Raw genomic sequence first — 24,913 nt, forward strand, 5'->3', positions numbered from 1 at the left:
TTTTATCTGCCTACCGGTGTCATTCCACCGGTATCACTATATCTGTTTCATCCTCCCAATCATCCACATCCCCATTCATACCGCCGTTACCATCCGGAGGAGTTTCCACATCATCTACTTTTATTTCATCTTCGATAGGAACATCAATTTCCGGTTTATCAGTTTCTCCACCAGCCTCCGATTTGTGTATCACTTCGGTTACATCAACCTTCACTTCCTGCACTGTATCATCCACCTTCAGCAGTAGCAAATTCAAAGATACTTCCGTATTCTCGGCACGAGTACGTACGATCTGAGAGATTCCAAAAGTCGTAAAACTTCCCTCGATTGTATCTTTTCCCCTAACTACATCAAAATAGATCGGACAGCCGTCACACAAACTAAAACTTTTGCCTAACAAATAATGATCGGCCATCCCCACTACACTGCCAAAGACTTGGGATATATTTTTAATCCCGGTTACTTTAATGCTGAAGTGGTAAGTTTTCACTACCAGCTTCGGAGATAGTTTCAGTATCAAAGATTCATCGCTTTTTTCCACCATCAACTCGTCCACACAAGTCGTATAAAAGTCCTCAGGCCCCCAAACCATCTTCTCTGTACCGGCAATTCCAAAATTACAAAGACCGGTATAAGTTTCAATCGTCTCGTATGACTCATCACCCCGGACCAATACGGTTTCCGTATCATAATTGTAGACTACCACGGAATAGATACCAGGGGGAACTCCTACATGCCCTCCTTTCACAGGCAGATAGGTGTCTACTTTACGTCCGTTGTCCCCTTTCGGATAGAAAATAATCCGAACTCCTTCCGGCAACTTCTCCGTCACTCCGCTCCAATCCAGCCGCACTTCCACACCACTCACCGGATAATCGTCCAGAATATCCCGCCGGCTGCATCCCGTCACCACCAGAAACGAGAGGAGAACCATGCAAAGCAACCTTGTTATATCTTTCATTCATTATCATCTCCTTGCTGTTATAAGCCACACCAAAGATACTTTTGCCTTGGTGGGGCCTATGAAGTTATAGCGTGCACTACTTTTCCAAACCAAGTCTCCCTCATAAGGAGTGTACTTCTTGTACTCCGTAGTCAGATAACCTATGCCCAGGCTGAATTCAAACGAGAGATGCCGTGCAATCTGCTTTGCATATCCATAAGTCAGCCCTGAAGCTGCATAATATCTTCCTTGATAGCCGTCTCCTTTAAACTGGAAATCATAAATTCCCCCTTCGGCATAAGCTCCAATGAAATGTCCCGCCAAGCGGTTCCTCCGCTTCCGGTTGCCCAACCAGCAACGACCTTCAACGCCTCCCGAAAGCAATTGATAGCAAAACTCCCGGCTACTATTGAGCCACCACGGACATTTATACTCGGCATTGACCGACCAGCGTCTGTTCAATGGTATTTCCACCTCTATATTCGGTGCCAATGCCAGGTCGTATAGCAGGTTGTTTTTCAGTGCAAGCACTGTTCTCTGTTCTATTATTACTGGTGTTTCTATTTTTCCCTCTTCCGGGACCACCGGCTGAGGATGTACGAATTTCACTCGGGGCAATACATTCACCGTACTCAAAAACACACCGGCAGCTTTATCATCCGGTATGGGTACAGGTGAATGTTCTCTGTATACATATAAAAGCGGTAAGATTTTATTCATAATATAGCGGTATGCTTCTCCACCGTTCAACCTGCGTAATAAATTCTCACATTTCATCCGGTCATCGCGGTGATAATCGATCAACATCAGCACATCCTCACGATCCGGAACGTGGAGGTCAGCCTGCACTCTTTCACGTAACAGTGACCAATCCTTCTGGTTTACACCAATCATCATTCTGGTCCAGGCATCCGGCATTGCTACCATGGCCCGGCTTTCTCCCGAAAGCAGAAAGAGAAAAACAAAAAGGGTCAGTATGCAGATACGGTTTTCCATAATTTGTCTGTTTGTGCAATACAAATATAGAAGTTCAAATCGATACATAATAATTTAATCAAAGCTAAATACAAGCTCTGAATGCTTCTGTGAAACGATTGAAAGGAATTTGCAAGTTTGGCGGTGAAGCACCCCCGCACTTGGGTAGCTTTCCGGCCAATGCCGGCCTCTAAAAGTGGGTACTGCCGTTGCTTAAATCTTCTTACTTACCACCTGACTTACTTATCCCAGCAAGAAAATAGATCTGTCTCTACGACATACGTTGTCCGACATGGGGGTGTCAGACCGTCCGACACCCCCATGTTAAACCTCCCGACATCCCCATGTCAGACTATGAAGAGTGGGAACCTAATGAAGAAAGCTTTTCAAGGAAAGTGAAGGGAGGTTAAAAGCAAAAGAGTTATTGCCGATGTTTAGCCCACTTGTAAAAGAGAACAGTAAAAAACAGTAAAAGAAACTCAAAGAGAGCCAATATTAAGAAGAATATTTGGATAATAGATAAGAGAAACCTACATTTGTACAGTGATTTTTTTCATAGTATTAGATTTAAGGTTAACAAAAGGTTGGAGTCAGGCGTGACTCCTTTTTTTTTGCCTTTTTTATCTGAGTAACTGGTAAACTCCTCCTGCCAGAACCCGAATAACGCCTTTCATTTCAAGTTCAAACAGAATAGCACTGATCTTATTAATGGGAATATCGGCCTGAACCATCAATGCGTTTATTTGCAGATCGCCCAGCTTTCCGAGAATATCGACAATTCTCAGTTCCTCGGCAGACAGATCCGGAAAGAGATTTCGCTGTACGGTTTCCGGCTTGACACTTTTCAAATCGCTGTCCCAGCCCATTGCTTTCACAAAGTCCGATGCAGACTCCAGCAAAACAGCTTTGTTATCTTGTATCAACTGGTTGCATCCCTTTGAATATTCGTCCGTGACCCGCCCGGGAAAAGCAAAACAATCGCGATGATAGCTTCCGGCAATATCCGCTGTAATCAGCGAACCGCCTTTAGCGGCAGACTCCACCACAATAGTAGCATCACTTATACCGGCAACAATGCGATTCCGACTTATGAAGTTGTGTTTATCCGGATTCGTTCCGGAAAGAAATTCTGTCAGCAATCCGCCTTGCCGAAGCATGTCGATAGCTGTCTTACGGTGAAGGGACGGATAGATGCGATCCAGCCCGTGAGCCAATACCCCCACAGTAGGAAGTTCGACAGACAGTGCTGAGCGGTGGGCATTGATATCGATTCCATAAGCCAATCCACTGACTACAAGCACATCCGGACACTGCATCTGCAACTCTTGCAGGAAGTTGACACAAATGTGCTTCCCGTAGTCTGTCGCATTACGGGTCCCCACCATATTAATAATGTGTAAGGCATTGAGATTGGCCTTCCCTTTAAAGAACAGCACGACAGGAGCATCGTCACACTCCCGTAAGCGGGAAGGATAATCTTCATCTGCCAGTGTAAAACAAGAGATGCGGTTATTCCGGGCAAACTCATATTCTTGCTCGGCACGCTTCAAGGCCTGCGGGGAGTCTAATGCCGCGACTACCGCCCGGTTCACTCCGGGCAAACGGTCGGGCAGCTCGGTACGGTAGCGAAATACATCGGTAGCACTTCCCATACCGTCTACCAGGCGCTTGGCACCTATATGCCCCACACCCGGTATTTGTGTCAGAGCAATGCTGTATATCCGCTCTTCGTCCGTACTCATTGCAGATAGGGTGCGAAGATCTGATCGAATAACTCACTGTCGCTCAAGCGTCCATTAACGACACATACGGTCTCTACGGTCGACTTAACGACTACTTTATCATCGCTTTTCCGAAAGATATCCTGATAGAATACATATTTGATGCCTTCTTTCTTCATATACAATTTGGAAACGAATTCATCGCCACTCTTCAACGGGGTTTTGAAAGCCATATTGATGCGGGCTACCACCGGATCGACTCCCTCTTCATGCAGTTTTGCAAAGCTTACGCCTACCGATGAAAGAAACTCGTGACGGGTATGCTCCAGATAATGTTGGTAATTCGCATTATTCACAATGCCTTGCAGGTCGCACTCATAGTCGCGTACCTTTAAAGTAAGTTCATAGATATACTTTTCCATTTTATTCAAGCCCTTTAAATTTTTTCAGTTCTTCGGTCGAAACCAATTTATATAACTTATCACTCGGACGTATCTTATCCAGTTTCATTGAGAAGTGTTCTCCCTTTTTCACAGTCTCCACCGGTTTCAGATCTACACGAGCTTCGTCAAGCGTAGCAAACACAGCTCCGGTAGTAGGTCCGGTAATCAACAGTTTATCACCCACACTTACCTCTGCCGCTTCAACCAAGAATTCGGCCACACCAATGTTAGAGAAGTATTTGATGCCTTTACCCACATATATCTTACGCTCAGTGGCTGCCGACCCGTAGTTCTTGGTCCATTCGCCCAAACGCTGTCCCAAATAATAGCCATCCCAGAATCCCCGGTTGAATACAGTCTTCAGACGTTCATCCCATGCCGCAATCTTCTCGTCGGTAAACGAATCATCCAGATATGCCCGGATGGCCTGCTTATAACATTCGACGACAGTACGTACGTATTCGGGACCGCGGGCTCGGCCCTCAATCTTGAACACACGTACCCCGGCATCTATCATTTTGTTCATGAAGTGAATGGTCTTCAAGTCTTTCGGCGACATGATATACTGATTGTCAACCTCAAGCTCTACATCGGTATCTTTGTCACGGACGGTGTAAGCACGGCGACAGATTTGCATGCAAGCTCCCCGGTTGGCCGAATGATTCATCTCGTGCAATGACAGATAGCATTTACCCGAAACAGCCATGCAAAGCGCACCGTGGCAGAACATCTCGATACGAATGAGCTCACCACTCGGACCGCAGATATGCTCTTCCTGAATCTGCCGGTAGATCTCCGCCACCTGCTCCAGATTCAGTTCACGAGCCAACACCACTACATCGGCAAATTGCGCATAGAACTTCAGGGCTTCCGCATTCGAAATATTCAATTGAGTAGACAGATGTACTTCCTGCCCAATCTTGTTGGCATAGCTCATCACTGCCACGTCAGCCGCAATCACGGCCGAAATGCCCGCTTCCTTGGCCGCATCGACAATGGTACGCATCAATTCGATATCCTTATCGTAAATGATGGTATTCACTGTCAGATAACTCTTCATTCCATGTTCATCACAGGTCCGGGCTATCTCGCGTAAATCTTCGATGGTAAATGTATTGGCCGAACGTGCACGCATGTTCAGGTTCTCAATACCAAAATAAATAGAATCGGCTCCTGCCTGGATAGCTGCCGCGAGCGATTCGCGTGAGCCAACCGGAGCCATTATTTCAAAATCGTTTATCTTATACATAGTCACAAATTATAAGTTACGGAGTCGTAACTACTTACTGAACATATCCTTTTTCTTTGAGGTTTGCCATTATCTCCTTGGCAATTCCCATACCGATCTGTTGGCCCGCTTCCATGGCTTCCGCAGTCATCACAGGAGTGGACTCGGCCAGCTTCTTGCCTACCGGCGATTCATAAAATGCAGTGATCTTCTTCAGGTCGCTTATCGTCAGGTATCTGTGATAGATAGACACGTATATATCCAGAAACTGGGTGTTTGCTTTCTCCGATAATTGCTCCTCGAAGCTCTTCCAGAATTCATCCGGAACATTCGAATAAGTATGTTTCATCATCCCGATCATTTGCGGAACCATCGACTTCACTGTAGTCATGGCACCCGAAGCCTCAAGCATCTTGCTTAATGCCTCTCTGTAGGCAGCATCCTGGGCCGAGACGGAAGTGGCAGACAAGATAAAAGTCAGGCACAGAGCAATGGAAAATAGTCTTTTTTTCATAATTTCTATCCAGTTAAATAAATGAATGAGGTGCAAAGGTAGGGGTTTTTTCCGTACTTTTGCAGCCAAATAATGAATAGAAAATCGTAAAAAGATGAAAATAGGCCACATAGACCTGGGCGAACGCCCTGTATTTCTGGCTCCGATGGAGGATGTCACTGACCCCGCTTTTCGCCTGATGTGCAAAAAGTTTGGAGCCGATATGGTATACACCGAGTTCGTCTCGAGTGATGCTTTGATACGTTCCGTCAATAAAACCACTCAAAAACTGACCATCTGCGATGAAGAACGCCCCGTCGCCATTCAAATATACGGTAAAGACACGGAAGCCATGGTGGGTGCCGCCCGGATTGTAGAAGAAGCACAACCGGATATATTGGATATCAACTTCGGTTGCCCGGTAAAGAAAGTAGCAGGGAAAGGGGCCGGAGCCGGCATGTTGCAGAATATCCCCAAGATGCTGGAAATAACCCGTGCCGTGGTAGATGCAGTCAAAATACCTGTCACCGTGAAAACCCGACTGGGATGGGATGCCGATCATAAAATAATAGTGGACCTGGCAGAGCAACTGCAGGATTGCGGCATTGCGGCACTGGCCATTCACGGACGTACCCGCGCGCAGATGTATACAGGCGAGGCAGACTGGACTCTGATAGGAGAAGTCAAGAATAACCCACGTATGCACATACCTATTATAGGAAACGGCGATGTGACTACGGCCGCTGGTGCCAAAGAGTGCTTTGAGCGATATGGTGTAGATGCGATTATGATAGGACGCGGCAGTATCGGCCGTCCCTGGATATTCCGCGAAGTGAAGCATTATCTGGAAACCGGAGAAGAACTTCCGCGGGAATCATTCGAGTGGTACCTCGATGTGTTGCGCGAAGAGGTGCTGAACAGTGTAGCCCGACTGGACGAACGCAGGGGGATCATCCATATCCGCCGTCATCTGGCAGCAACTCCCCTATTTAAAGGAATCCCCAATTTCCGTGAGACACGCATTGCCATGCTACGCACCGAATCGGTAGAAGAACTCTTCCGGATATTCGACGGACTCACCACAGAGTAACACGGAGTTCCACAGAGTAGAGTGGACAAATCGATAGTTGATATGAGAGTTAATGTAGATTTATTTTAGTATATGTGTACGAACTTTATTTTAATAAAGTTTATTTATTCTCTGTGAGACTCTGTGTTACTCTGTGGTAAGTCCACCCCATCACTTGAACATCGGCACTGCGAACCACTTCTTGAACATCTTCGTCACCAATACATACAACACGAAAGCAGAAACAAATCCTGCGATCGCATCAATCAGATAGTGTGCCTGAATGTAAACAGTAGCTCCACAAAGCAACAGATAGAACGGCATCAGGCAGGCAAACAGTTTCTTGCTGGCACGCCATGCCATAATCATCAGAATGGTCGACACGCCCACATGCGAACTGGGAAAAGCGGCAGTCGGACGTTCTCCTACTTGCTGTGAACCCTCCACCAGGCTGTAAAAGAATCCATGCTGATAACCGGGTCCGGGAAGCAACTCCTGATTGTGATTGAAATAATCGCCAATGGAAGGAAAGACACCCTGCGAAACCGAATCCATGCCGATGGCAGGGAAATAGAACTGAGGGCCGGCAACCGGAACGAATATATAAATAAGGTAGTAGATGAAAAAGCAGGTGACCAGTACAAAAGACATCTTCTCAAACAGGTCGAACCGATAGATGAAATAGAACAACGTCACAACCAGAATCATAGGATAATAAGCGAAATAGCCCATGTTGAACGGCTCGCTCACCCACATCTGCGGAAACGCATGACAGAACCATACGGCAGGCTGTCCGCCGAACATCCACTGCTCGGCCGTAGCAAACAAATGATCCAGATTGGGGAAGACGCGGTTGAACTCGAAAGTATCCGGATACCAGTAGGATAAAAGGCTCATCTGGATGGCGATACGTACAAAAGCAGAAAACTTACACGGAGCCAGCCGATAGAGATACATCAGCAAAAAAGTCATTGCCGCAATCACCGCCCTGTCCCACAACATGTGGAGCGGATGATCCATTCGTTGAAACATGAATAAAATCAAGATAGAAGTTAACAGATTGTATATCAATGTTATCTTCTCAACAGCAAACAAGCCCTTACGGCTTTCTACACGTTTAAATAAATCTAAAGCCATCCTTCATTCTTATACCAGGCAATTGTTTCTTTCACTCCTTTTTCCAAGTCGTACTCAGGAGCATATCCCAGTTCTTTCACAGCCGGAGTTATGTCGCATTGCCAATTCCTTTGTTTCATTATTTTATATTTGTCCGAATTCAGCGTGCTGCTCTTTCCCGAACGGGTCGCTATAAATTCGGCGAGCAAAGATACGACTTTTAGCACAATTAACGGACATTTGACGTGAATAACAAACGGATCACCCAATTCTTTTTGAATCAGGTCGGAGAAAGCCCGGCTTTTATATACCTTCCCGTCAGACAGAAAGTAAGCGCGGCGGGAAACCTCCTTCTCGATTCCCAGGAAAATGGCCTGTACAATATCTTTCACATATACAAATGTCAGATCTTGCCGCTTATACCCTACGGAGAAGTCCGTATGCTGCCGGATGGATTTTGCCATCAGGAAATAGTCTGCTTCCCGGGGACCGTATACCCCCGTCGGACGATAGATGACATACGGAAAACCGGGTATGCTCTGAATGTAGAGCTCTGCTTTCAGCTTGCTTAATCCGTAAGCCGTATTCGGAGCCGGAGTATCTTCTTCACTAATGGGTGAATAGTCCTTTTCGCGTATCGGACCGAATACGCTCAGGGTACTGATGTAGATGAACTGCTTGGGAATCATATTGAGCTCACGCAACGTGTCGACAAAGTATTTGGTCTGCAAATAGTTGACACGGTCAAAGTCGCTTTTGTCCGCACATTTGGTCACGCCGGCACAATGGACGATATAATCGAACTTATTATATGTCCCCTTATGCCCGGACAGTTGCGCCCGCAGTTCATTGGGATGTGCAAAGTCCAATTCAAGAAAGTGGATCTTACGTTCTTTCAGGTATTTCTTACTGCTGGATGCACGAATCCCCGCCCAGACGCCGAACCTGCGCTTCAATGCTTCCTGAACAATGAAACTGCCGATAAATCCGCTCGCTCCGGTAATTAGAATACTCTCCATAAAATTCTGGTCAAATGATAATTATTTCGTCGGTTCCACATGAATGCCTACATGGGTTCCTTTCCCAAACATCTCTTTCAGCTTGTTTTCAATGGCAGTTGCCGTACTATGTGCCTCTTCCAGAGTTATCTTCCCATCCATACGGACATGCAATTCGATGGCATAATAATTGCCGATTCTGCGGGTACGCAAATGGTGGGGCTGGCTCACTCCCGGGAAAGAGAGTACAGTCTGCTCGATCTCTTTCTCCACATCTTCCGGCAACGACTTTTCAAGCAATTCGTCCACGCACGGAATCAGCAACCGTACAGACACCTTCATGATAAAGAAACTGACTACCACCGCAGCAACCGGATCGAGCACCCGCCAATGATCTCCCAACAGGATGGCACCGCCGATACCGATGGCCGTCCCGATAGACGACAATGCATCACTCCGGTGATGCCAGGCATTGGCTATCACAGCCTGGGAGTTCAACTTCTTGCCCTGAATCACTGTATACTGATAAAGTATCTCCTTTGAAACGATCGACACCAGTGCCGCCACCAATGCCACTACACCGGGAGACTCCAACTGTCCGCCCCGCAAAAAAGTATAAATGGACGAAGCCCCATTCCAAAAGATACCGAAACCGACACACAGAAGTAACAACCCGATGATGGCCGTAGCCAAGGTTTCGTATTTGCCATGGCCGTAATCGTGACCTTTATCCTCCGGTTTCCCGGCAATGCGGACAAAGACAATGACAACAATATCGGTGATGAAATCGGATAGTGAGTGGACAGCATCGGCCAGCATAGCCGCACTATGCCCGGCAATTCCGGCAAAGAATTTAAAAACGAGCAAAAGGAAGTTCACGATACTTCCCACGATCGTTACTTTATAAATTCCCTTCTCCCTGGAAGACTTTTCACTTTCCATTTGTTAGATTATTCATAATGTGAGGGGCAAATGTACATGAAAATCTTGAATTATTAATATTTAATCGCTTACTTTGTACTGATTGATATAAAACGAACCAATTATGGCTAAAAAGAAAGAAAAAAAAGCCGGCAAAAGAATGAAGAAGAAAGAGCTGTCGAAGGCGGTTCTCGATTTCTTCCATGCCAAACAAGATGAGGTGATCAGCCTGAAATATATTTTCTCGGAACTGAAGTTAACCACTCATCCGCTAAAAATGCTTTGCATGGATATCCTGTCCGATCTCCTGGCTGATGACTACATAACCGAAGTAGATAAAAACAAATATAAGCTTAACAATCACGGCATAGAGATGACCGGAACCTTCCAGCGCAAAAGCAATGGAAAGAACTCCTTCATCCCCGAAGGAGGCGGAGATCCGATATTCGTCGCAGAGCGTAACTCCGCCCATGCGATGAATAATGATAAAGTGCGCATCGCCTTCTATGCCAAACGCCGCGGGTGCGAAGCCGAAGGGGAAGTGATTGAAATATTGCAGCGTGCCAACGATACCTTTGTCGGCACACTGGAAGTAGAGAAATCGTATGCCTTCCTCGTAACGGAGAACCGCACGCTTGCCAACGACATCTTCATCCCCAAAGATAAGCTGAAGGGCGGAAAGACCGGTGACAAAGCAGTGGTAAAAGTAACAGAATGGCCGGATAAAGCCAAAAACCCGATCGGGCAGGTGCTCGATATTCTCGGCAAAGCCGGAGATAACACTACCGAGATGCACGCCATCCTGGCCGAATTCGGATTGCCATACGTCTATCCGCAATCGGTAGAGAAAGCCGCGGATAAGATTCCGGCGGAAATTTCCGCCGAAGAAATAGCCCGCCGCGAAGATTTCCGGAAAGTAACCACTTTCACCATCGACCCGAAAGATGCCAAAGACTTTGACGATGCCCTTTCCATCCGCCCGCTGAAAGATGGGCTTTGGGAAGTCGGCGTACACATTGCCGACGTGACCCACTATGTGAAAGAGGGAAGCATCATCGACAAGGAAGCCGAAAAGCGTGCAACTTCCGTCTACCTGGTAGACCGCACCATACCGATGCTGCCCGAACGCCTGTGCAACTTCATCTGTTCGCTCCGCCCCAATGAAGAGAAACTTGCTTTCTCTGCCATATTCGATATTACGGAAAAAGGGGAAGTGAGAGACTCACGCATTGTACACACGGTCATCGAATCGGACCGCCGCTTCACTTACGAAGAGGCGCAACAAATCATCGAAACCAAAGAAGGCGACTTCAAAGACGAAATACTGATGCTCGACACCATAGCCAAGGCTCTGCGTGAAAAGCGCTTTACGGCAGGAGCCATCAACTTCGACCGCTACGAAGTGAAATTCGAGATCGACGAAAAAGGGAAACCCATCAGCGTCTACTTTAAGGAATCCAAAGACGCCAATAAGCTGGTAGAAGAGTTTATGTTGCTTGCCAACCGTACCGTAGCGGAAAAGATAGGAAAAGCTCCCAAAGGTAAAAAGCCCAAAGTGCTGCCTTACCGTATCCACGATCTTCCGGATCCGGAGAAACTGGACAATCTGGCTCAGTTCATCGCACGCTTTGGTTACAGACTCCGCACAAGCGGAACCAAGACGGATGTATCTAAATCGATCAATCATCTGCTGGACGACATACAAGGAAAGAAGGAAGAGAACCTGATTGAAACCGTATCTATCCGGGCCATGCAGAAAGCGCGCTACTCTACACACAACATCGGACACTACGGACTGGCTTTCGACTATTATACCCACTTCACCTCTCCTATCCGGCGTTTTCCGGACATGATGGTGCACCGGTTGGTGACCAGATATATGGATGGCGGACGCAGCGTGTCGGAAACAAAATACGAAGACCTGTGCGACCACAGCTCGAACATGGAGCAGATTGCAGCCAATGCCGAACGCGCTTCCATCAAATACAAACAGGTGGAGTTCATGAGCGAACGGCTGGGACAGACCTACGACGGAGTAATCTCCGGCGTAACAGAATGGGGACTGTACGTGGAACTGAACGAAAACAAGTGTGAGGGAATGATACCTATCCGTGACCTGGACGATGATTACTACGAATTCGACGAAAAGAACTACTGCCTGCGCGGTCGTCGTAAAAACCGTATCTACAGCTTGGGAGACGCAATCACCGTCAAAGTGGCACGCGCCAACCTGGAAAAGAAACAACTGGACTTCGCACTGGTAGAGTAACATTCTGTCAAAATGATAATCGTATTTGCTCAGATCGGCTTATTTACGGCCAAAAGTATGGGCACAAAGAAAAATCGCTTTCCCTACGGGTTAGCGATTTTCTTTTTATTATCCCAATCGAAAAAGAAGCAACCTAACCGAAAGCAGAAACAGGAAAAACAAGAACAAAATGGAAGGAAGAAAGAGTATATGAAAGTATTTTATCTTTCCGGAAGCCTTCTTCATTCGAGAGCAACGGGAGGAGCATATAGCCTTATCCTACTTCAGAACCGGGATAAAGAAAGAACATGAAACCAAAGCTCCTTGTCTTTTCGAAAAAGAAGTAAGCATTTCACCCGAAAGAAGTAAGCGTTTCCGGAAAACACCTCCTTCTTTTTGCCGGAAACAAGGGACTCCGACCCGAAAAGCCCGGCTTTCCGATCCGAAAAGAGCGTTTATCGAACCCCAAAAGTCCACCTCCGGGCTCTTTGGCTTCCTATCTGCCCCCTAAAAAAGAAAGTACATGTAAGCAGAAACAGCCATTCAGCACCTTTTTGAAATGAAATGAAGGCAAAATACATCAATTAGTCTGATGCAACAGCTCTGCCCGGTCAAACACCTTTTACCGATACATACCTTAATTCTGTAGAACACTTCCTTTTTTCATAGTCCTTGTAATAAAAGCATCTTTCAGCCGACTATAAAGTAAAGATTAAACCAAATGAAGTCGAACAAGAATGAATTTCTAAAACTACTGACGGCCTACCAGGGAATTATCCACAAAGTAAACCGGATATATTTCAGGTCGGAAGCCGACAGGGAGGACAATTTTCAGGAAACAGTCTACCAGCTCTGGCGGTCTTTTCCGGCGTTGCAGAATAAAGAGAAACCTGCTTCGTGGATTTATACGGTGGCAATCAACACCTCCATCTCGAAAGTAAGAAAGGACAGCCGCATCGAATTTCGTGACTCGCCGCCGGATGGGGAGCCTGTTGACCCCTGGGAACAACAGGAACAGGACGAAAACTGGCAAAGACTTGTCAATGCCCTGCAAAAACTGAATGAAATAGACAAATCCATCATGCTGCTTTATATGGAAGACTATAGTTACGAAGAGATAGCCGGAATAGTGGGGATAAGCAGCTCCGCCGTCGGCGTAAAGATTCACAGACTGAAAGGTCAGCTACAAAAACAATTTAAAAAGTAAACGTAATGGAAACAAATGACATTAAAGAAACCTGGAAAGCGGGAATAGAAAGAACCATCAAACCGTATCCGGAAGAGAGACTGAATGAAATGGTCGTCAACTCTGCCAGAAAATCAATCAAGACAGTGTATCCCGGAACTGTTTTCCGGCTCGTTATCATTGCCGTGGCCGTTTTCCTCATCGTATCACAGTTCGTAAAAGAGCAAAACGCAACAAGAATGTATTTGGATATGGGCGCTTTGGCCGTGTTGTCCGTCTCTTATTTCCTCTGGGAACGCTCCGCATACAAGATGCGGAAGTATACCCATGGAATGCCCGTAAAGGAATGGTTGGAATACCGTATCAAAGAGATTGAGAAAAGCATCAGGTTCAATACCAAATATGACTGGATTGTATACACATGTTCCTTCCTTTCGGCAATCGGCTTCTACGTGTTTTACCTGATGGCAACGAACGTCGTCCCCGGCATACTGAACGTCATTGTTATTCCGCTCGGCATGTGCATTTACCTTCTGATCATCAAACGCTCTCTGAAACGGAATTACCGGAGAACCCTGCAAGAGCTGAAAGAACTGTACAGACAATTTGAGATTGAAGATCAGGAAGGGAGATGAAACGGGGGGTTACCATTCTGTCGTCACCAATCACAACAGGCACCGGGAGATTCGCATTCATCCCGAAAATCAGAACAAACAAAAAAACAATGCCTGTAAATGCCCTGTTGCTGCACGGATATCTAAAATAAATTTCCATCTTTGTAGTTCTATCAAGAGAATATAGTTATGAAGACAGTAATCATTGAAAACAAAGAGCAAGTAGAAGAAATTATCTCCCGCTGTGACATTTGCTTTGTAGGTATCACTGACCTGGAAGGAAATCCGTACGTAATTCCCATGAACTTCGGTTATCAGGACGGGGTGATCTATCTGCATTCCGGTCCCACGGGCAGCAGCATCGATATGCTGGCAAGAAACAACCGTGTTTGCATTACCTTCAGTGTAGACCACGAATTGGTATTTCAGCATCCCAAAGTGGCATGCAGTTACCGGATGCGTGCCAAGAGTGTGATTTGCAGAGGACGTGTGAACTTCATTGAAGATCCGGAAGAGAAGCGCGAGGCACTCAATATACTGATGCGCCATTACAGTAGCCGGGAATTTGTGTATTCCGATCCGGCAGTCAAGAACGTAAAAATCTGGGAGATTCCGATTGACAGCGTTACGGCAAAGGAGTACGCAGTGCCGCATACAAAATGAATTCACCACAGATTACACCGATTTACACAGAATTTTCAGCCGACAGATAAGCAGTCGGTCAGTCTGTGTCAATCAGCGTAATCTGTAATGAGAATAATCAAAGCGGATACTCTTCAAACGCATACAAGATAGTCGACAGATAGCGTTCTCCCGTATCCGGCAGCAATACAACGATCAGCTTTCCTTCATTTTCCGGCAGTTTTGCCAGCTCTGTAGCCGCATATACTGCCGCTCCCGAAGAAATGCCGACCAAAAGTCCTTCTTTAGCAGCCAACTCACGACTGGTGCGGATAGCATCGTCATTTCCCACCTGCCTGATCTCGTCTACTACGGCTGCATGATAAGTTTTAGGAATAAACCCGGCACCAATCCCCTGTATCTTATGCGGACCGGGAGCTCCACCGGACAGCACCGGCGAATCGACAGGCTCTACGGCAACGATTCGTACGGCAGGATTATGCTCCTTTAAAGCAGCTCCTACCCCACTTACAGTACCTCCCGTTCCCACTCCGGCTACAAAGATATCCACCTTTCCATCGGTATCTCTCCAGATCTCCTGACCCGTAGTACGGACATGGACTGCAGGGTTAGCCGGATTTTCGAACTGTTGCAGGATAACAGATCCGGGAGTGGCAGCCCTCAGTTCCTCGGCCTTGGCGATGGCTCCTTTCATTCCGTTCGCTCCCGGAGTAAGCACAAGCTCCGCTCCCAGTGCTTTCAGCAGATTCCTGCGTTCCATGCTCATCGTATCGGGCATGGTCAATATCAGTTTGTAACCTTTGGCAGCTGCCACAAATGCCAGGCCGACACCTGTATTTCCACTGGTCGGCTCAATAATAGTAGCGCCGGACTTCAACGTCCCTTTGGCTTCGGCATCTTCAACCATAGCCAGAGAGATACGGTCTTTCACGCTCCCTGCCGGGTTGAAATATTCCAGTTTTGCCACTACACGAGCCTTCAGCCCATTACTTGCATTGTAATTACTCAGTTCCAGTAACGGGGTGTTACCCACTAAATCTGTCAGTTTCTTTGCTATCTTTCCCATATCTGTCTATTTAGTATATATCTGTTTATTAATAATATGACAAAGGTAGTGCAGATTTAGTTCATTCTCAATACCATAAGTATGGTAAATTCATACTACGAATGAGGGAGAAGCCTCCCCCTTAAAAACATCAACCGGACCGTCAGGTTACCTTCCGTCCGCAATAAAATTACGAATATAATTCGCTACCAGGCAACAGCCGGGGACGTATACCTGCCCATGATCGAACCCCTGCAATTCGTATAGCGATACCTTCTTATTACCGATATTCTTTAGTACCGAAGCCAATAAGGCATTCTCTTCATAGCGGTCGGCCATCTCAAGATTCCGGTCGCCGGTAATCAGTACAAAAGGCGGTGTATCTTTACGGGCCTTGTTGCAAGGAGCATATTGGTCGATCACCGGAATACCCTCGGGCAACGAGCGTTCCTTACGTATCGTGAAGTGTGTCACAGTCTGTCCGCTGATAGGAAGATAAGCAGCTATGCTATCGGCATCTACCCCGTATTCCTGAAGATAAGACTTATCCAGTCCCACCATTAAAGTCAAATAGCCTCCTGCCGAATGACCGGTAACGAAAACACGTCTCGGTGAGCCTCCATACTCTTCTATATGTTTATAAGCCCAGGCCACGGCAGCGGCAGCATCCTCTGTATAAGCCGGATTCTGAGCTTTAGGACTCAGGCGGTAATTGACAGCGACGACTGCAAATCCCTGATTCATAAACATCTCGGGAACATACTTTCCTCCTCCCTCCAATCCACCGCCATGAAACCAGACGATCGTCGGAAAGTCTTTCTTCCCGACCGGATAGTAAACATCGAGTTTGCAACGCTCTTTACGGTAACCGTCCGTTTCCCCCGCAGGAATATACGAAATGTCTTTTACTGTTTTGTACGTCTCCTGTGCCTGTAAGGTCAAGCCAATCAACAGGAGAATGAATGATAAATACTTTCTCATGCTATTAAGTGTTTGTGAATTACTTGGGCAAATATACTACAATAACGACACTGTTTGAAAAATAATGCGTTCCTTTATATACTCAATATCAAAAAAGTATAGAGAAATAACTGTATTAATCCCAATTTAATTACCTTTGTCAATATCATAACCTCCAAACACTTATTTTAATATGAGAAAGATCACCCTCATCATGTTTACGCTGCTAATCTGTGCAGCGCAACAAGTAAAGGCACAAACTGACAGTATGCTCATCCGGCCGACAGTAGATAAAAGAGTCGAACTACTTAGCATTATTTTCCGTTTAACGGGTAATCCGGAGTATAACAGAAACGATTTCAAACTCTACACAGACCGCATCGAATCGCATTTTTCTCCCTATAAAAACCACGAACTTATATCATTCGCACGCTCGTTGGTCAAGACTGACGGTGTTTCATACGATGCAGTGATGAGTATGGCCATCAATCTCGATAACCAGTTCAATCTGCCCGCAGATTATGGTTCACTGGACTCTCGCTGGAATCGGAATCAAGTAGGCCCATTCATAAAACTGCTAAAGAAGTTTGTCAAAGACAGTCGTTTCGATGCCTTTTATCACTCGAACGAGAACTTATATCAAGAGGCTGTAAGTCGTTTTATGCCTATTTACAAAAGCATAGATACCCAATGGTATAATGATTTCTACGGGCAGAAGTCCAACGACCGGTTTCACATTATACTTTCAATGTCCAATGGCCCGGGAAATTACGGACCGAGTGTCACCGACAAGGAAAACGTACATAATGTCTTTTCAGTCATGGGAGCATGGGTTACCGATTCCGTAGGAATGGTTGTTTATCCGCCTGAATTAATCTTGCCGATCTTAATCCACGAATTCAACCATTCATTCATAAACTTCGACCCGGAAATGTTCCGCACAAGCGGAGAACAGATTTATGCTGCGGTTGGCGAACAGATGGCGCGCCAAGCCTATGGACAATGGTCTATTGTCCTTACCGAAGCAATGGTACGTGCGGCAGTCATAAAATACATGAAAGACCATAACTTCCCGGCTGTCGAAATCACCAAAGAAACCGTCATACAAAAAACACGTGGCTTTGTCTGGATAAGCAAGCTGGTCGATGAACTCGAGAAGTATTCCTCTGACCGCACGACATACCCGACCCTCAACAGCTATATGCCGCGGCTGGCAGAAGCTTATACAGGCTTTGCCCAATATACCGCAAACTATGATTCTATCCGTCCCAAAGTAGTTTCGATCGACGAATTTACCAACGGCGATACAACCGTTCGGAGCGACATCAAAACTATTACTGTCCACTTCGACCGTCCTTTGGTGGGCCGCGGACACTCTTTCAATTATGGTCACCTCGGAATGGAAGCAATGCCTAAAATTATAAATGTCAACTACGCCAATGACAACCGTACCGTGATTATCGGAGTAGAATTGTTACCCGGGAAAGAGTATGGAATCACTCTTTTAGGACTCTCTTTCCGCACTCCGGAAGGAGATGCCATAAAACCCTACGAAATTTCTTTCAAGACGGCAGAGTGACACAAATTCTCTCTCATTGTCTGTGATCCAGGTAATAAAAGGCAACCCCGTTTTGGACAAAAAGAGAAAGCAGATGACTGCATTAGCCTAAAATTGATTATCTTTGCACCCCAAAACGGAATAATATCAGAGTAATTGCTCTTTTTCAACTTTACAGGATTACTCTTCCATTTGATAGAAATACACAACTGATTGATAATATAAAAAAGACTATAATATTATGGCATTGCAATGTGGTATTGTCGGACTTCCAAATGTAGGTAAGTCAACACTTTTTAATTGTCTGTCCAATGCGAAAGCACAGGCGGCAAACTTCCCTTTCTGTACAATCGAACCGAACGTAGGCGTAATTACCGTGCCCGACGAACGTTTAAATAAACTGGCTGAGCTGGTACACCCCAACCGCATCGTCCCCACAACAGTAGAAATCGTAGATATCGCCGGACTTGTGAAAGGTGCCAGCAAAGGTGAAGGACTGGGAAACAAGTTCCTGGCCAATATTCGGGAAACCGATGCCATCATTCACGTACTCCGTTGCTTCGACGATGACAATGTAACCCATGTGGACGGAAGTGTAAATCCGGTTCGTGACAAGGAAATCATCGATTACGAATTACAGTTAAAAGACCTGGAAACCATCGAGAGCCGTATCCAGAAAGTACAAAAACAAGCTCAGACCGGAGGAGATAAAGCCGCCAAACAAGCTTATGATGTACTTGTTCAATTCAAGGATGCGTTGGAACAGGGCAAATCGGCGCGTACGGTAACGTTCGAAACAAAAGACGAACAGAAAATAGCGAAAGAATTGTTCTTACTCACCAGTAAACCCGTAATGTATGTTTGCAATGTGGACGAAGCAAGTGCGGTAAATGGAAACAAATACGTAGACATGGTACGTGAGGCAGTAAAGGACGAAGACGCCGAAATCCTGGTAGTAGCCGGAAAAACAGAAGCTGACATCGCCGAACTGGAAACCTACGAAGACCGTCAGATGTTTCTTGCCGAAATCGGCCTGGAAGAATCGGGTGTGGCACGTCTCATTAAATCGGCCTACAAACTGTTGAACCTGGAGACTTATTTCACTGCCGGTGTACAGGAAGTACGTGCCTGGACCTACGAAAAAGGATGGAAAGCTCCACAATGTGCCGGAGTGATCCATACCGACTTTGAGAAAGGTTTTATCCGTGCCGAAGTTATCAAATACGAAGACTTCCTTCAATATGGCTCGGAGGCTGCTGTCAAAGAAGCCGGAAAATTGGGTGTTGAAGGAAAAGAATACGTAGTACAGGATGGAGATATCATGCATTTCCGTTTCAATGTATAACTCATCCGGAATCATCTATTTTCATTCATAAACCGAAGAGGAAGGGTCATAACCCTTTTCACCACTGAGTAACACGGAGTATCACAGAGTTTTTTTAAAAACCAATAATCAACAACTTTAAATCTCCTCCGTGTTACTCAGCGTCCTCTGTGGTGAGTATCGACACCTCCTCCTGTTGTTATCCCTCCTCTCTTCCAACGAAAACTCCCGGTTTTCTACTACTATCTTCAAGCAAATCATTATCTTTGCGACCGGATATCATGCCTAACAAGCAACACATAAAATATCAATAAATATGGAAAGTACCAACAGACTTCGTTATCTTATCGCAGGAACCGGAGGCGTAGGCGGAAGTATAGCCGGCTTTCTGTCACTTGCCGGAAAAGACGTCACTTGCATTGCCCGTGGAGCACATCTGCAAGCAATACAACAAGACGGGCTCAAATTGAAATCAGATTTGAAAGGTGAATATGCTCTACGGATAAATGCCTGCACGGCAGAAGAATATAACGGAAAAGCTGATGTGATATTTGTATGTGTCAAAGGGTATTCCGTAGACTCTATCACAGAGCTTATCAAGCGGGCAGCCCACGACCGAACGATTGTAATTCCCATATTGAATGTATACGGCACAGGACCGCGCATCCAACGTCTCGTACCGGGAGTCACCGTACTGGACGGATGTATCTACATTGTAGGCTTTGTTTCCGGACCGGGCGAAATCACTCAGATGGGAACCATCTTTCGTCTGGTATATGGTGCACACCGGGGAATCCTTGTTCCGACAGGGCTGATGGAGGCCGTACAGAGGGACTTGCAGGAAAGCGGCATCAAAGTAGAAATCTCTCCCGACATCAATCGGGATACCTTCATTAAATGGTCGTTTATTTCAGCCATGGCAGTCACCGGAGCTTATTTCGATGTCCCGATGGGAGAAGTTCAGAAACCCGGCAAAGTGCGCGATACTTTTATCGGACTCTCTACCGAGAGCGCTGCTCTGGGAAAGAAACTCGGAATTGAATTTAAAGAAGACATAGTCACATACAATCTGAAAGTAATTGATAAACTGGCTCCCGAAAGCACAGCATCCATGCAAAAAGATATAGCACGCGGACACGAATCAGAGGTACAAGGTCTGCTCTTTGACATGATAACAGCAGCCGAAGAGCAAGGTATCGATGTGCCTACTTATCGGGAAGTTGCTAAAAAATTCATCAAACAATAAAGAAATCAATATGAACAACCTTCTTTTATCTATCAACTGGAACCCAAATCCGGAATTATTTAATCTTTTCGGCATCTCAATCCGTTATTACGGACTATTGTGGGCTATCGGAATATTCTTTGCTTACATAGTGGTACACTATCAATATCGTGATAAGAAGATAGACGAAAAGAAGTTCGAACCGCTTTTCTTTTACTGTTTTTTCGGCATCCTGATCGGGGCACGACTGGGACATTGCCTGTTCTATGATCCGGGATATTACCTGAATCATTTTTGGGAAATGATACTTCCGGTTAAATTTCTTCCGGGAGGTGGATGGAAGTTCACGGGTTATGAAGGACTGGCCAGTCATGGAGGTACCCTCGGGCTGATCATTTCTCTCTGGCTCTATTGCCGCAAAACGAAAATGAATTATATGGATGTGGTAGATATGATTGCCGTAGCCACTCCTATTACGGCATGTTTCATTCGCCTTGCCAATCTGATGAATTCCGAAATCATAGGTAAGGTAACCGATGTATCCTGGGCATTCGTTTTCGAACGGGTAGACATGCAACCACGGCATCCGGCACAACTTTATGAAGCAATCGCCTATTTTATCCTCTTCCTGGTAATGATGTTCCTCTATAAGAACTATAGCAAAAAACTACATCGGGGGTTCTTCTTCGGACTTTGCCTGACAGCTATCTTCACTTTCCGCTTCTTTGTAGAATTCCTGAAAGAAAATCAGGTGGATTTCGAAAATAGCATGGCACTGAACATGGGTCAATGGTTAAGCATCCCGTTCGTAATTATCGGCATTTACTTTATGTTTTTCTACGGAAAGAAAAAGAGTGTAAAATGAAACATATAATTGATATTAAAACCTGGGAAAGAAAAGAAAATTATGAATTTTTCCTTGGTTTCCAGAATCCCACTATCTCCATTACTTCAGAAGTAGAATGTTCGGGTGCTAGAACACGTGCCAAAGCCGCCGGAGAATCCTTCTTCCTGCACTACCTTTATGCCGTGTTGCGTGCTGTCAATGAAATCAAAGAGTTCCGATTCCGCATTGATTCTGAAGGACGGGTAGTTTATTTCGATACAGTGGATATGCTGACTCCCATTAAAGTGGCAGATAACGGACGTTTTTTTACTGTACGACTTCCCTGGTATCCTGATTTTAAGACTTTCTACACAGAAGCCAAAGCCATCATTAGCGGAATAGATCCGGATAAAGATCCTTATGAAGCAGAAAAGACAGGAGGTAGTGATTTACTGGATGTAGTGCTCCTCAGCGCTACTCCCGATTTATATTTCACCTCACTGACTTGTACGCAGGAACATCGTCACGGTGGTAATTACCCGTTAATGAATGCGGGTAAAGCCGTTATAAGAGGTGGTGTATTAGTGATGCCCATCGCTATGACCATTCATCATGGATTTATAGACGGACATCACTTATCCCTGTTTTATAAAAAGGTGGAAGAGTTTCTTAAATAATTATTTTCCCCTGACTATCTTTTTGATATCATTCAGTTTGTTTAATGCCTCAATCGGAGTAAGATTATTCACATCCAGATGAAGTATTTCATCCCGGATCTGACACAAAATCGGGTCATCAAGCTGAAAGAAACTCAACTGCATACCTCCGCGATTCTCACTGACTTCTGCCAGCGGCTTACCCGAAATTCCCTGCTGGCGGTTGTCAGATTCGAGTTGCTTCAGAATTTCATTGGCACGTTTCACAATACTTTTAGGCATGCCTGCCATCTTGGCCACATGGATACCGAACGAGTGCTCACTTCCGCCCCTTTCAAGTTTCCGGAGGAAAATAACTTTATTATCCACCTCCTTAACCGATACGTTATAATTCTTAATACGCTTAAAGGATTTCTCCATTTCGTTCAGTTCATGGTAGTGAGTAGCAAAAAGCGTACGTGCCTTTGCCTTCGGATGCTCGTGGATATACTCTACAATAGCCCAAGCTATGGATATTCCGTCGTAAGTAGAAGTTCCGCGTCCCAATTCATCGAACAGGACAAGGCTTCGGGAAGAAATATTATTCAGAATATCAGACGCTTCATTCATCTCGACCATAAAAGTAGATTCTCCTACAGAGATATTGTCACTGGCACCTACCCGAGTAAAAATCTTATCTACCAATCCGATATGAGCGCTTTCGGCCGGAACGAACGAACCAATCTGGGCAAGCAGGGTGATCAATGCAGTCTGCCTTAACAGGGCCGACTTACCGGCCATATTCGGACCGGTAATAATGATAACCTGCTGGGTAGCGTTATCCAACAACACATCGTTAGCTATATATTTTTCTCCGATAGGCAGTTGCTTTTCAATTACCGGATGCCGCCCCTGACGAATATCCAATACATCATTATCTTCAATCACCGGGCGGATATAATTGTTCTCTTTGGCTACATTGGCAAATGAAAGCAGGCAGTCAATGCGGGCTATCTGGTTAGCATTGATCTGGATGGCAGGTATAAATTCACTCAATGCCTGTACAAGTTCTGTATACAGGCGAGTCTCCAATACCAGGATCTTGTCTTCGGCACCCAGAATTTTCTCTTCATATTCTTTCAGTTCCTGAGTGATATAACGCTCCGCATTTACCAACGTCTGCTTACGTATCCACTCTTGCGGCACTTTATCTTTATGCACATTCCGCACTTCAATATAGTATCCGAAAACACTGTTATAAGCAATCTTCAAACTAGGTATTCCTGTCAGTTCACTTTCACGTTGCTGTATCTTAAGCAGATAATCTTTGCCAGAATAAGCAATCTGCCGAAGCTCATCCAATTCCGTATCTACACCATCTTTTATGACTCCCCCCTTATTTATCAACAGAGGAGGATCATTATTAATCTCTTTTTCAATCCGGTCACGAATAGAAATACAAAGATTCAACTGCTCACCGATTCGGTTCAAACTCGGATTATCGGCCTGTTGACAAGCCTCTTTAATAGGTTCAATTGCTTGTAAAGCAACTTTTAACTGTACTACCTCACGAGGAGAAACACGCCCGACGGCTACTTTTGAAATGATACGTTCCAAATCTCCGATCCGATGCAGTTCGTCTTCAATCAACTCCCTGAAATCCGGTTTACGAAAGAAGTATTCTACTACATTCAGCCGGTCGTTAATGGGTTTCTCATCTTTTAAAGGAAATACCATCCAACGCTTCAACAGACGGGCTCCCATAGGACTGATAGTCTTGTCAATAACATGAAGCAAACTGCTGCCACCATCGTTCATGCTACCGATCAACTCCAGGCTGCGCACTGTAAATTTATCAAGACGCACATATTTGTCTTCCTCGATACGTGCCAGCGAAGTGATATGTCCTACCTGTGTATGTTCCGTCATATCCAGATATTGCAGGATAGCTCCGGAAGCTATAATACCATTCTTGAGATGCTCAACCCCGAATCCTTTCAGATTTTTTGTTTCAAAATGCTTCAGCAACTTCTCCCGGGAACTGGATTCGGTAAATACCCAATCATCCAGTTCAAAAGTAAAGAACTTACTTCCGAAATTTCCCTCAAACATTCCGCGTTTCCCACGTTCGAAAAGAATCTCTTTCGGAGCAAAATTATTCAGCAGCTTATCTACATAGTCAAAAGGTCCTTCAGCCGTCAGGAACTCTCCGGTAGAAATATCCAGAAATGCAATACCACAAGCCGATTTTCCAAAATGAACAGCTGCCAGAAAGTTATTTTCCTTATAATTTAAGACATTATCATTGATCGAAACACCCGGAGTAACTAACTCCGTAATGCCACGCTTCACCAATTTCTTCGTTGTCTTAGGATCTTCAAGCTGGTCACATATGGCCACCCGCTTACCTGCACGGATCAATTTCGGCAGGTATGTATCTAACGCATGATGCGGAAATCCCGCCATCTCAACGGTTTTACCCTTTCCATTGGCACGTTTTGTGAGAGTAATTCCTAATATTTCAGCTGCAATAATCGCATCGGTAGAATAAGTTTCATAGAAGTCTCCGCACCGGAACAGCATCACTGCATCCGGATGCTTAGCCTTCAGGTCAAGAAACTGTTTCATCATCGGGGTTAATTCAATATCATTGCTCACGGATAGTCTTCTTTTTAAGTTCATAAATAACAAGGCAAAGATAGCGGTTTCCCTCAAATCTACCTATCCTAACAGACAGTTTTAC

The 24,913-nt window shown here is 45.4% G+C and carries 22 protein-coding genes; 10 read left to right on the forward strand and 12 right to left on the reverse strand.

Going from position 1 to position 24,913, the window contains the following annotated elements; genetic code table 11:
- Window positions 1–19 precede the first annotated feature (19 nt).
- The 6 genes from BSHG_RS17275 to BSHG_RS17250 form a co-directional block, all read right to left on the reverse strand.
- Window positions 20–934 (reverse strand): DUF5119 domain-containing protein, encoded by a 915-nt coding sequence (locus tag BSHG_RS17275; RefSeq protein WP_005802061.1) that lies wholly within the window; start codon window positions 932–934, stop codon window positions 20–22.
- 33 nt (window positions 935–967) lie between these two features.
- The gene (locus BSHG_RS17270) at window positions 968–1,987 is read right to left on the reverse strand and encodes a DUF3575 domain-containing protein (protein ID WP_005783505.1); all 1,020 of its coding nucleotides are present in this window, start codon (window positions 1,985–1,987) and stop codon (window positions 968–970) included.
- 551 nt (window positions 1,988–2,538) lie between these two features.
- A complete protein-coding gene (dprA, locus tag BSHG_RS17265) occupies window positions 2,539–3,660 on the reverse strand; it encodes a DNA-processing protein DprA (RefSeq protein ID WP_008657793.1) in 1,122 nt (373 codons plus the stop codon).
- A complete protein-coding gene (locus BSHG_RS17260) occupies window positions 3,657–4,061 on the reverse strand; it encodes an acyl-CoA thioesterase (RefSeq protein WP_005783508.1) in 405 nt (134 codons plus the stop codon). Before BSHG_RS17260 ends, dprA begins: the two co-directional genes overlap by 4 nt.
- Window position 4,062: 1 nt before the next feature.
- Window positions 4,063–5,304, reverse strand: a complete 1,242-nt coding sequence (locus BSHG_RS17255) for a peptidase U32 family protein (protein ID WP_005797156.1) — start codon at window positions 5,302–5,304, stop codon at window positions 4,063–4,065.
- Between the two features lie 61 nt (window positions 5,305–5,365).
- Entirely contained in the window at window positions 5,366–5,824 is a 459-nt protein-coding gene (locus BSHG_RS17250; RefSeq protein WP_005802058.1) for a DUF2059 domain-containing protein, read from the reverse strand.
- Between the two features lie 94 nt (window positions 5,825–5,918).
- On the opposite strand from BSHG_RS17250, the gene dusB reads away from it, so the two are divergent.
- Window positions 5,919–6,893, forward strand: coding sequence for a tRNA dihydrouridine synthase DusB (gene dusB, locus BSHG_RS17245; RefSeq protein WP_005797153.1), 975 nt, complete (start codon window positions 5,919–5,921; stop codon window positions 6,891–6,893).
- Between the two features lie 150 nt (window positions 6,894–7,043).
- Here dusB and BSHG_RS17240 read toward each other — a convergent pair whose 3' ends face one another.
- From BSHG_RS17240 to BSHG_RS17230, 3 genes are read right to left on the reverse strand one after another with little or no spacing between them, the layout of a single operon-like run.
- On the reverse strand, window positions 7,044–8,009 hold the full coding sequence (locus tag BSHG_RS17240; RefSeq protein ID WP_005783517.1) for a phosphatase PAP2 family protein: 966 nt from the start codon (window positions 8,007–8,009) through the stop codon (window positions 7,044–7,046).
- Window positions 8,000–9,007 carry an NAD-dependent epimerase/dehydratase family protein gene (locus BSHG_RS17235; protein ID WP_008657802.1) on the reverse strand — a complete coding sequence of 336 codons (1,008 nt, stop codon included), beginning with the start codon at window positions 9,005–9,007 and terminating at the stop codon, window positions 8,000–8,002. The genes BSHG_RS17240 and BSHG_RS17235 overlap by 10 nt, the downstream gene beginning before the upstream one ends.
- Window positions 9,008–9,028: 21 nt before the next feature.
- Window positions 9,029–9,928: a cation diffusion facilitator family transporter gene (locus tag BSHG_RS17230; RefSeq protein ID WP_005783522.1), complete on the reverse strand. Its 900-nt coding sequence runs from the start codon at window positions 9,926–9,928 to the stop codon at window positions 9,029–9,031.
- 103 nt (window positions 9,929–10,031) lie between these two features.
- Between BSHG_RS17230 and rnr the strand changes: the two genes are divergently transcribed.
- The 4 genes from rnr (at window position 10,032) to BSHG_RS17205 (ending at window position 14,618) form a co-directional block, all read left to right on the forward strand.
- Window positions 10,032–12,176, forward strand: a complete 2,145-nt coding sequence (gene rnr / locus BSHG_RS17225; RefSeq protein WP_005783524.1) for a ribonuclease R — start codon at window positions 10,032–10,034, stop codon at window positions 12,174–12,176.
- A 700-nt stretch (window positions 12,177–12,876) separates the two neighbouring features.
- The gene (locus BSHG_RS17215; protein ID WP_005783529.1) at window positions 12,877–13,362 is read left to right on the forward strand and encodes an RNA polymerase sigma factor; all 486 of its coding nucleotides are present in this window, start codon (window positions 12,877–12,879) and stop codon (window positions 13,360–13,362) included.
- Window positions 13,363–13,367: 5 nt separating this feature from the next.
- Window positions 13,368–13,976, forward strand: a complete 609-nt coding sequence (locus tag BSHG_RS17210) for a hypothetical protein (protein ID WP_005783531.1) — start codon at window positions 13,368–13,370, stop codon at window positions 13,974–13,976.
- Between the two features lie 168 nt (window positions 13,977–14,144).
- Window positions 14,145–14,618, forward strand: coding sequence for a pyridoxamine 5'-phosphate oxidase family protein (locus BSHG_RS17205; protein ID WP_005783533.1), 474 nt, complete (start codon window positions 14,145–14,147; stop codon window positions 14,616–14,618).
- 97 nt (window positions 14,619–14,715) lie between these two features.
- Here the strand turns inward: BSHG_RS17205 and cysK are convergent, their stop codons facing one another.
- Window positions 14,716–15,663 (reverse strand): cysteine synthase A, encoded by a 948-nt coding sequence (gene cysK / locus BSHG_RS17200; protein ID WP_005783534.1) that lies wholly within the window; start codon window positions 15,661–15,663, stop codon window positions 14,716–14,718.
- Window positions 15,664–15,810: 147 nt separating this feature from the next.
- Entirely contained in the window at window positions 15,811–16,623 is an 813-nt protein-coding gene (locus BSHG_RS17195; RefSeq protein ID WP_008657804.1) for an alpha/beta hydrolase, read from the reverse strand.
- A gap of 172 nt (window positions 16,624–16,795) precedes the next feature.
- Here BSHG_RS17195 and BSHG_RS17190 point away from each other — a divergent pair, with 172 nt between their 5' ends.
- The 5 genes from BSHG_RS17190 (at window position 16,796) to BSHG_RS17170 (ending at window position 22,212) form a co-directional block, all read left to right on the forward strand.
- Window positions 16,796–18,181: a DUF4932 domain-containing protein gene (locus tag BSHG_RS17190; protein ID WP_008657805.1), complete on the forward strand. Its 1,386-nt coding sequence runs from the start codon at window positions 16,796–16,798 to the stop codon at window positions 18,179–18,181.
- A gap of 220 nt (window positions 18,182–18,401) precedes the next feature.
- The gene (ychF, locus tag BSHG_RS17185) at window positions 18,402–19,505 is read left to right on the forward strand and encodes a redox-regulated ATPase YchF (protein WP_005782865.1); all 1,104 of its coding nucleotides are present in this window, start codon (window positions 18,402–18,404) and stop codon (window positions 19,503–19,505) included.
- A 295-nt stretch (window positions 19,506–19,800) separates the two neighbouring features.
- Complete coding sequence (locus tag BSHG_RS17180) at window positions 19,801–20,730, forward strand: ketopantoate reductase family protein (RefSeq protein ID WP_008657807.1); 930 nt, start codon at window positions 19,801–19,803, stop codon at window positions 20,728–20,730.
- Between the two features lie 10 nt (window positions 20,731–20,740).
- Window positions 20,741–21,574 carry a prolipoprotein diacylglyceryl transferase gene (gene lgt / locus BSHG_RS17175; protein WP_005783541.1) on the forward strand — a complete coding sequence of 278 codons (834 nt, stop codon included), beginning with the start codon at window positions 20,741–20,743 and terminating at the stop codon, window positions 21,572–21,574.
- A complete protein-coding gene (locus BSHG_RS17170) occupies window positions 21,571–22,212 on the forward strand; it encodes a chloramphenicol acetyltransferase (RefSeq protein WP_005797145.1) in 642 nt (213 codons plus the stop codon). The genes lgt and BSHG_RS17170 overlap by 4 nt, the downstream gene beginning before the upstream one ends.
- Here the strand turns inward: BSHG_RS17170 and mutS are convergent, their stop codons facing one another.
- Window positions 22,213–24,828 carry a DNA mismatch repair protein MutS gene (gene mutS / locus BSHG_RS17165; protein ID WP_005783545.1) on the reverse strand — a complete coding sequence of 872 codons (2,616 nt, stop codon included), beginning with the start codon at window positions 24,826–24,828 and terminating at the stop codon, window positions 22,213–22,215.
- Between the last annotated feature and the right edge of the window lie 85 nt (window positions 24,829–24,913).

The organism is Bacteroides sp. 3_2_5, assembly GCF_000159855.2.
GTDB classification, from domain to species: Bacteria; Bacteroidota; Bacteroidia; order Bacteroidales; family Bacteroidaceae; genus Bacteroides; species Bacteroides fragilis.

Bases quoted from the DNA above. Each gene is read 5' to 3' on its own strand.
- BSHG_RS17275 (WP_005802061.1), bottom strand. From the start codon at position 934: ATGGTTCTCCTCTCGTTTCTGGTGGTGACGGGATGCAGCCGGCGGGAT.
- BSHG_RS17270 (WP_005783505.1), bottom strand. From the start codon at position 1,987: ATGTATCGATTTGAACTTCTATATTTGTATTGCACAAACAGACAAATT.
- dprA (WP_008657793.1), bottom strand. From the start codon at position 3,660: ATGAGTACGGACGAAGAGCGGATATACAGCATTGCTCTGACACAAATA.
- BSHG_RS17260 (WP_005783508.1), bottom strand. From the start codon at position 4,061: ATGGAAAAGTATATCTATGAACTTACTTTAAAGGTACGCGACTATGAG.
- BSHG_RS17255 (WP_005797156.1), bottom strand. From the start codon at position 5,304: ATGGCTCCGGTTGGCTCACGCGAATCGCTCGCGGCAGCTATCCAGGCA.
- BSHG_RS17250 (WP_005802058.1), bottom strand. From the start codon at position 5,824: ATGAAAAAAAGACTATTTTCCATTGCTCTGTGCCTGACTTTTATCTTG.
- dusB (WP_005797153.1), top strand. From the start codon at position 5,919: ATGAAAATAGGCCACATAGACCTGGGCGAACGCCCTGTATTTCTGGCT.
- BSHG_RS17240 (WP_005783517.1), bottom strand. From the start codon at position 8,009: ATGGCTTTAGATTTATTTAAACGTGTAGAAAGCCGTAAGGGCTTGTTT.
- BSHG_RS17235 (WP_008657802.1), bottom strand. From the start codon at position 9,007: ATGGAGAGTATTCTAATTACCGGAGCGAGCGGATTTATCGGCAGTTTC.
- BSHG_RS17230 (WP_005783522.1), bottom strand. From the start codon at position 9,928: ATGGAAAGTGAAAAGTCTTCCAGGGAGAAGGGAATTTATAAAGTAACG.
- rnr (WP_005783524.1), top strand. From the start codon at position 10,032: ATGGCTAAAAAGAAAGAAAAAAAAGCCGGCAAAAGAATGAAGAAGAAA.
- BSHG_RS17215 (WP_005783529.1), top strand. From the start codon at position 12,877: ATGAAGTCGAACAAGAATGAATTTCTAAAACTACTGACGGCCTACCAG.
- BSHG_RS17210 (WP_005783531.1), top strand. From the start codon at position 13,368: ATGGAAACAAATGACATTAAAGAAACCTGGAAAGCGGGAATAGAAAGA.
- BSHG_RS17205 (WP_005783533.1), top strand. From the start codon at position 14,145: ATGAAGACAGTAATCATTGAAAACAAAGAGCAAGTAGAAGAAATTATC.
- cysK (WP_005783534.1), bottom strand. From the start codon at position 15,663: ATGGGAAAGATAGCAAAGAAACTGACAGATTTAGTGGGTAACACCCCG.
- BSHG_RS17195 (WP_008657804.1), bottom strand. From the start codon at position 16,623: ATGAGAAAGTATTTATCATTCATTCTCCTGTTGATTGGCTTGACCTTA.
- BSHG_RS17190 (WP_008657805.1), top strand. From the start codon at position 16,796: ATGAGAAAGATCACCCTCATCATGTTTACGCTGCTAATCTGTGCAGCG.
- ychF (WP_005782865.1), top strand. From the start codon at position 18,402: ATGGCATTGCAATGTGGTATTGTCGGACTTCCAAATGTAGGTAAGTCA.
- BSHG_RS17180 (WP_008657807.1), top strand. From the start codon at position 19,801: ATGGAAAGTACCAACAGACTTCGTTATCTTATCGCAGGAACCGGAGGC.
- lgt (WP_005783541.1), top strand. From the start codon at position 20,741: ATGAACAACCTTCTTTTATCTATCAACTGGAACCCAAATCCGGAATTA.
- BSHG_RS17170 (WP_005797145.1), top strand. From the start codon at position 21,571: ATGAAACATATAATTGATATTAAAACCTGGGAAAGAAAAGAAAATTAT.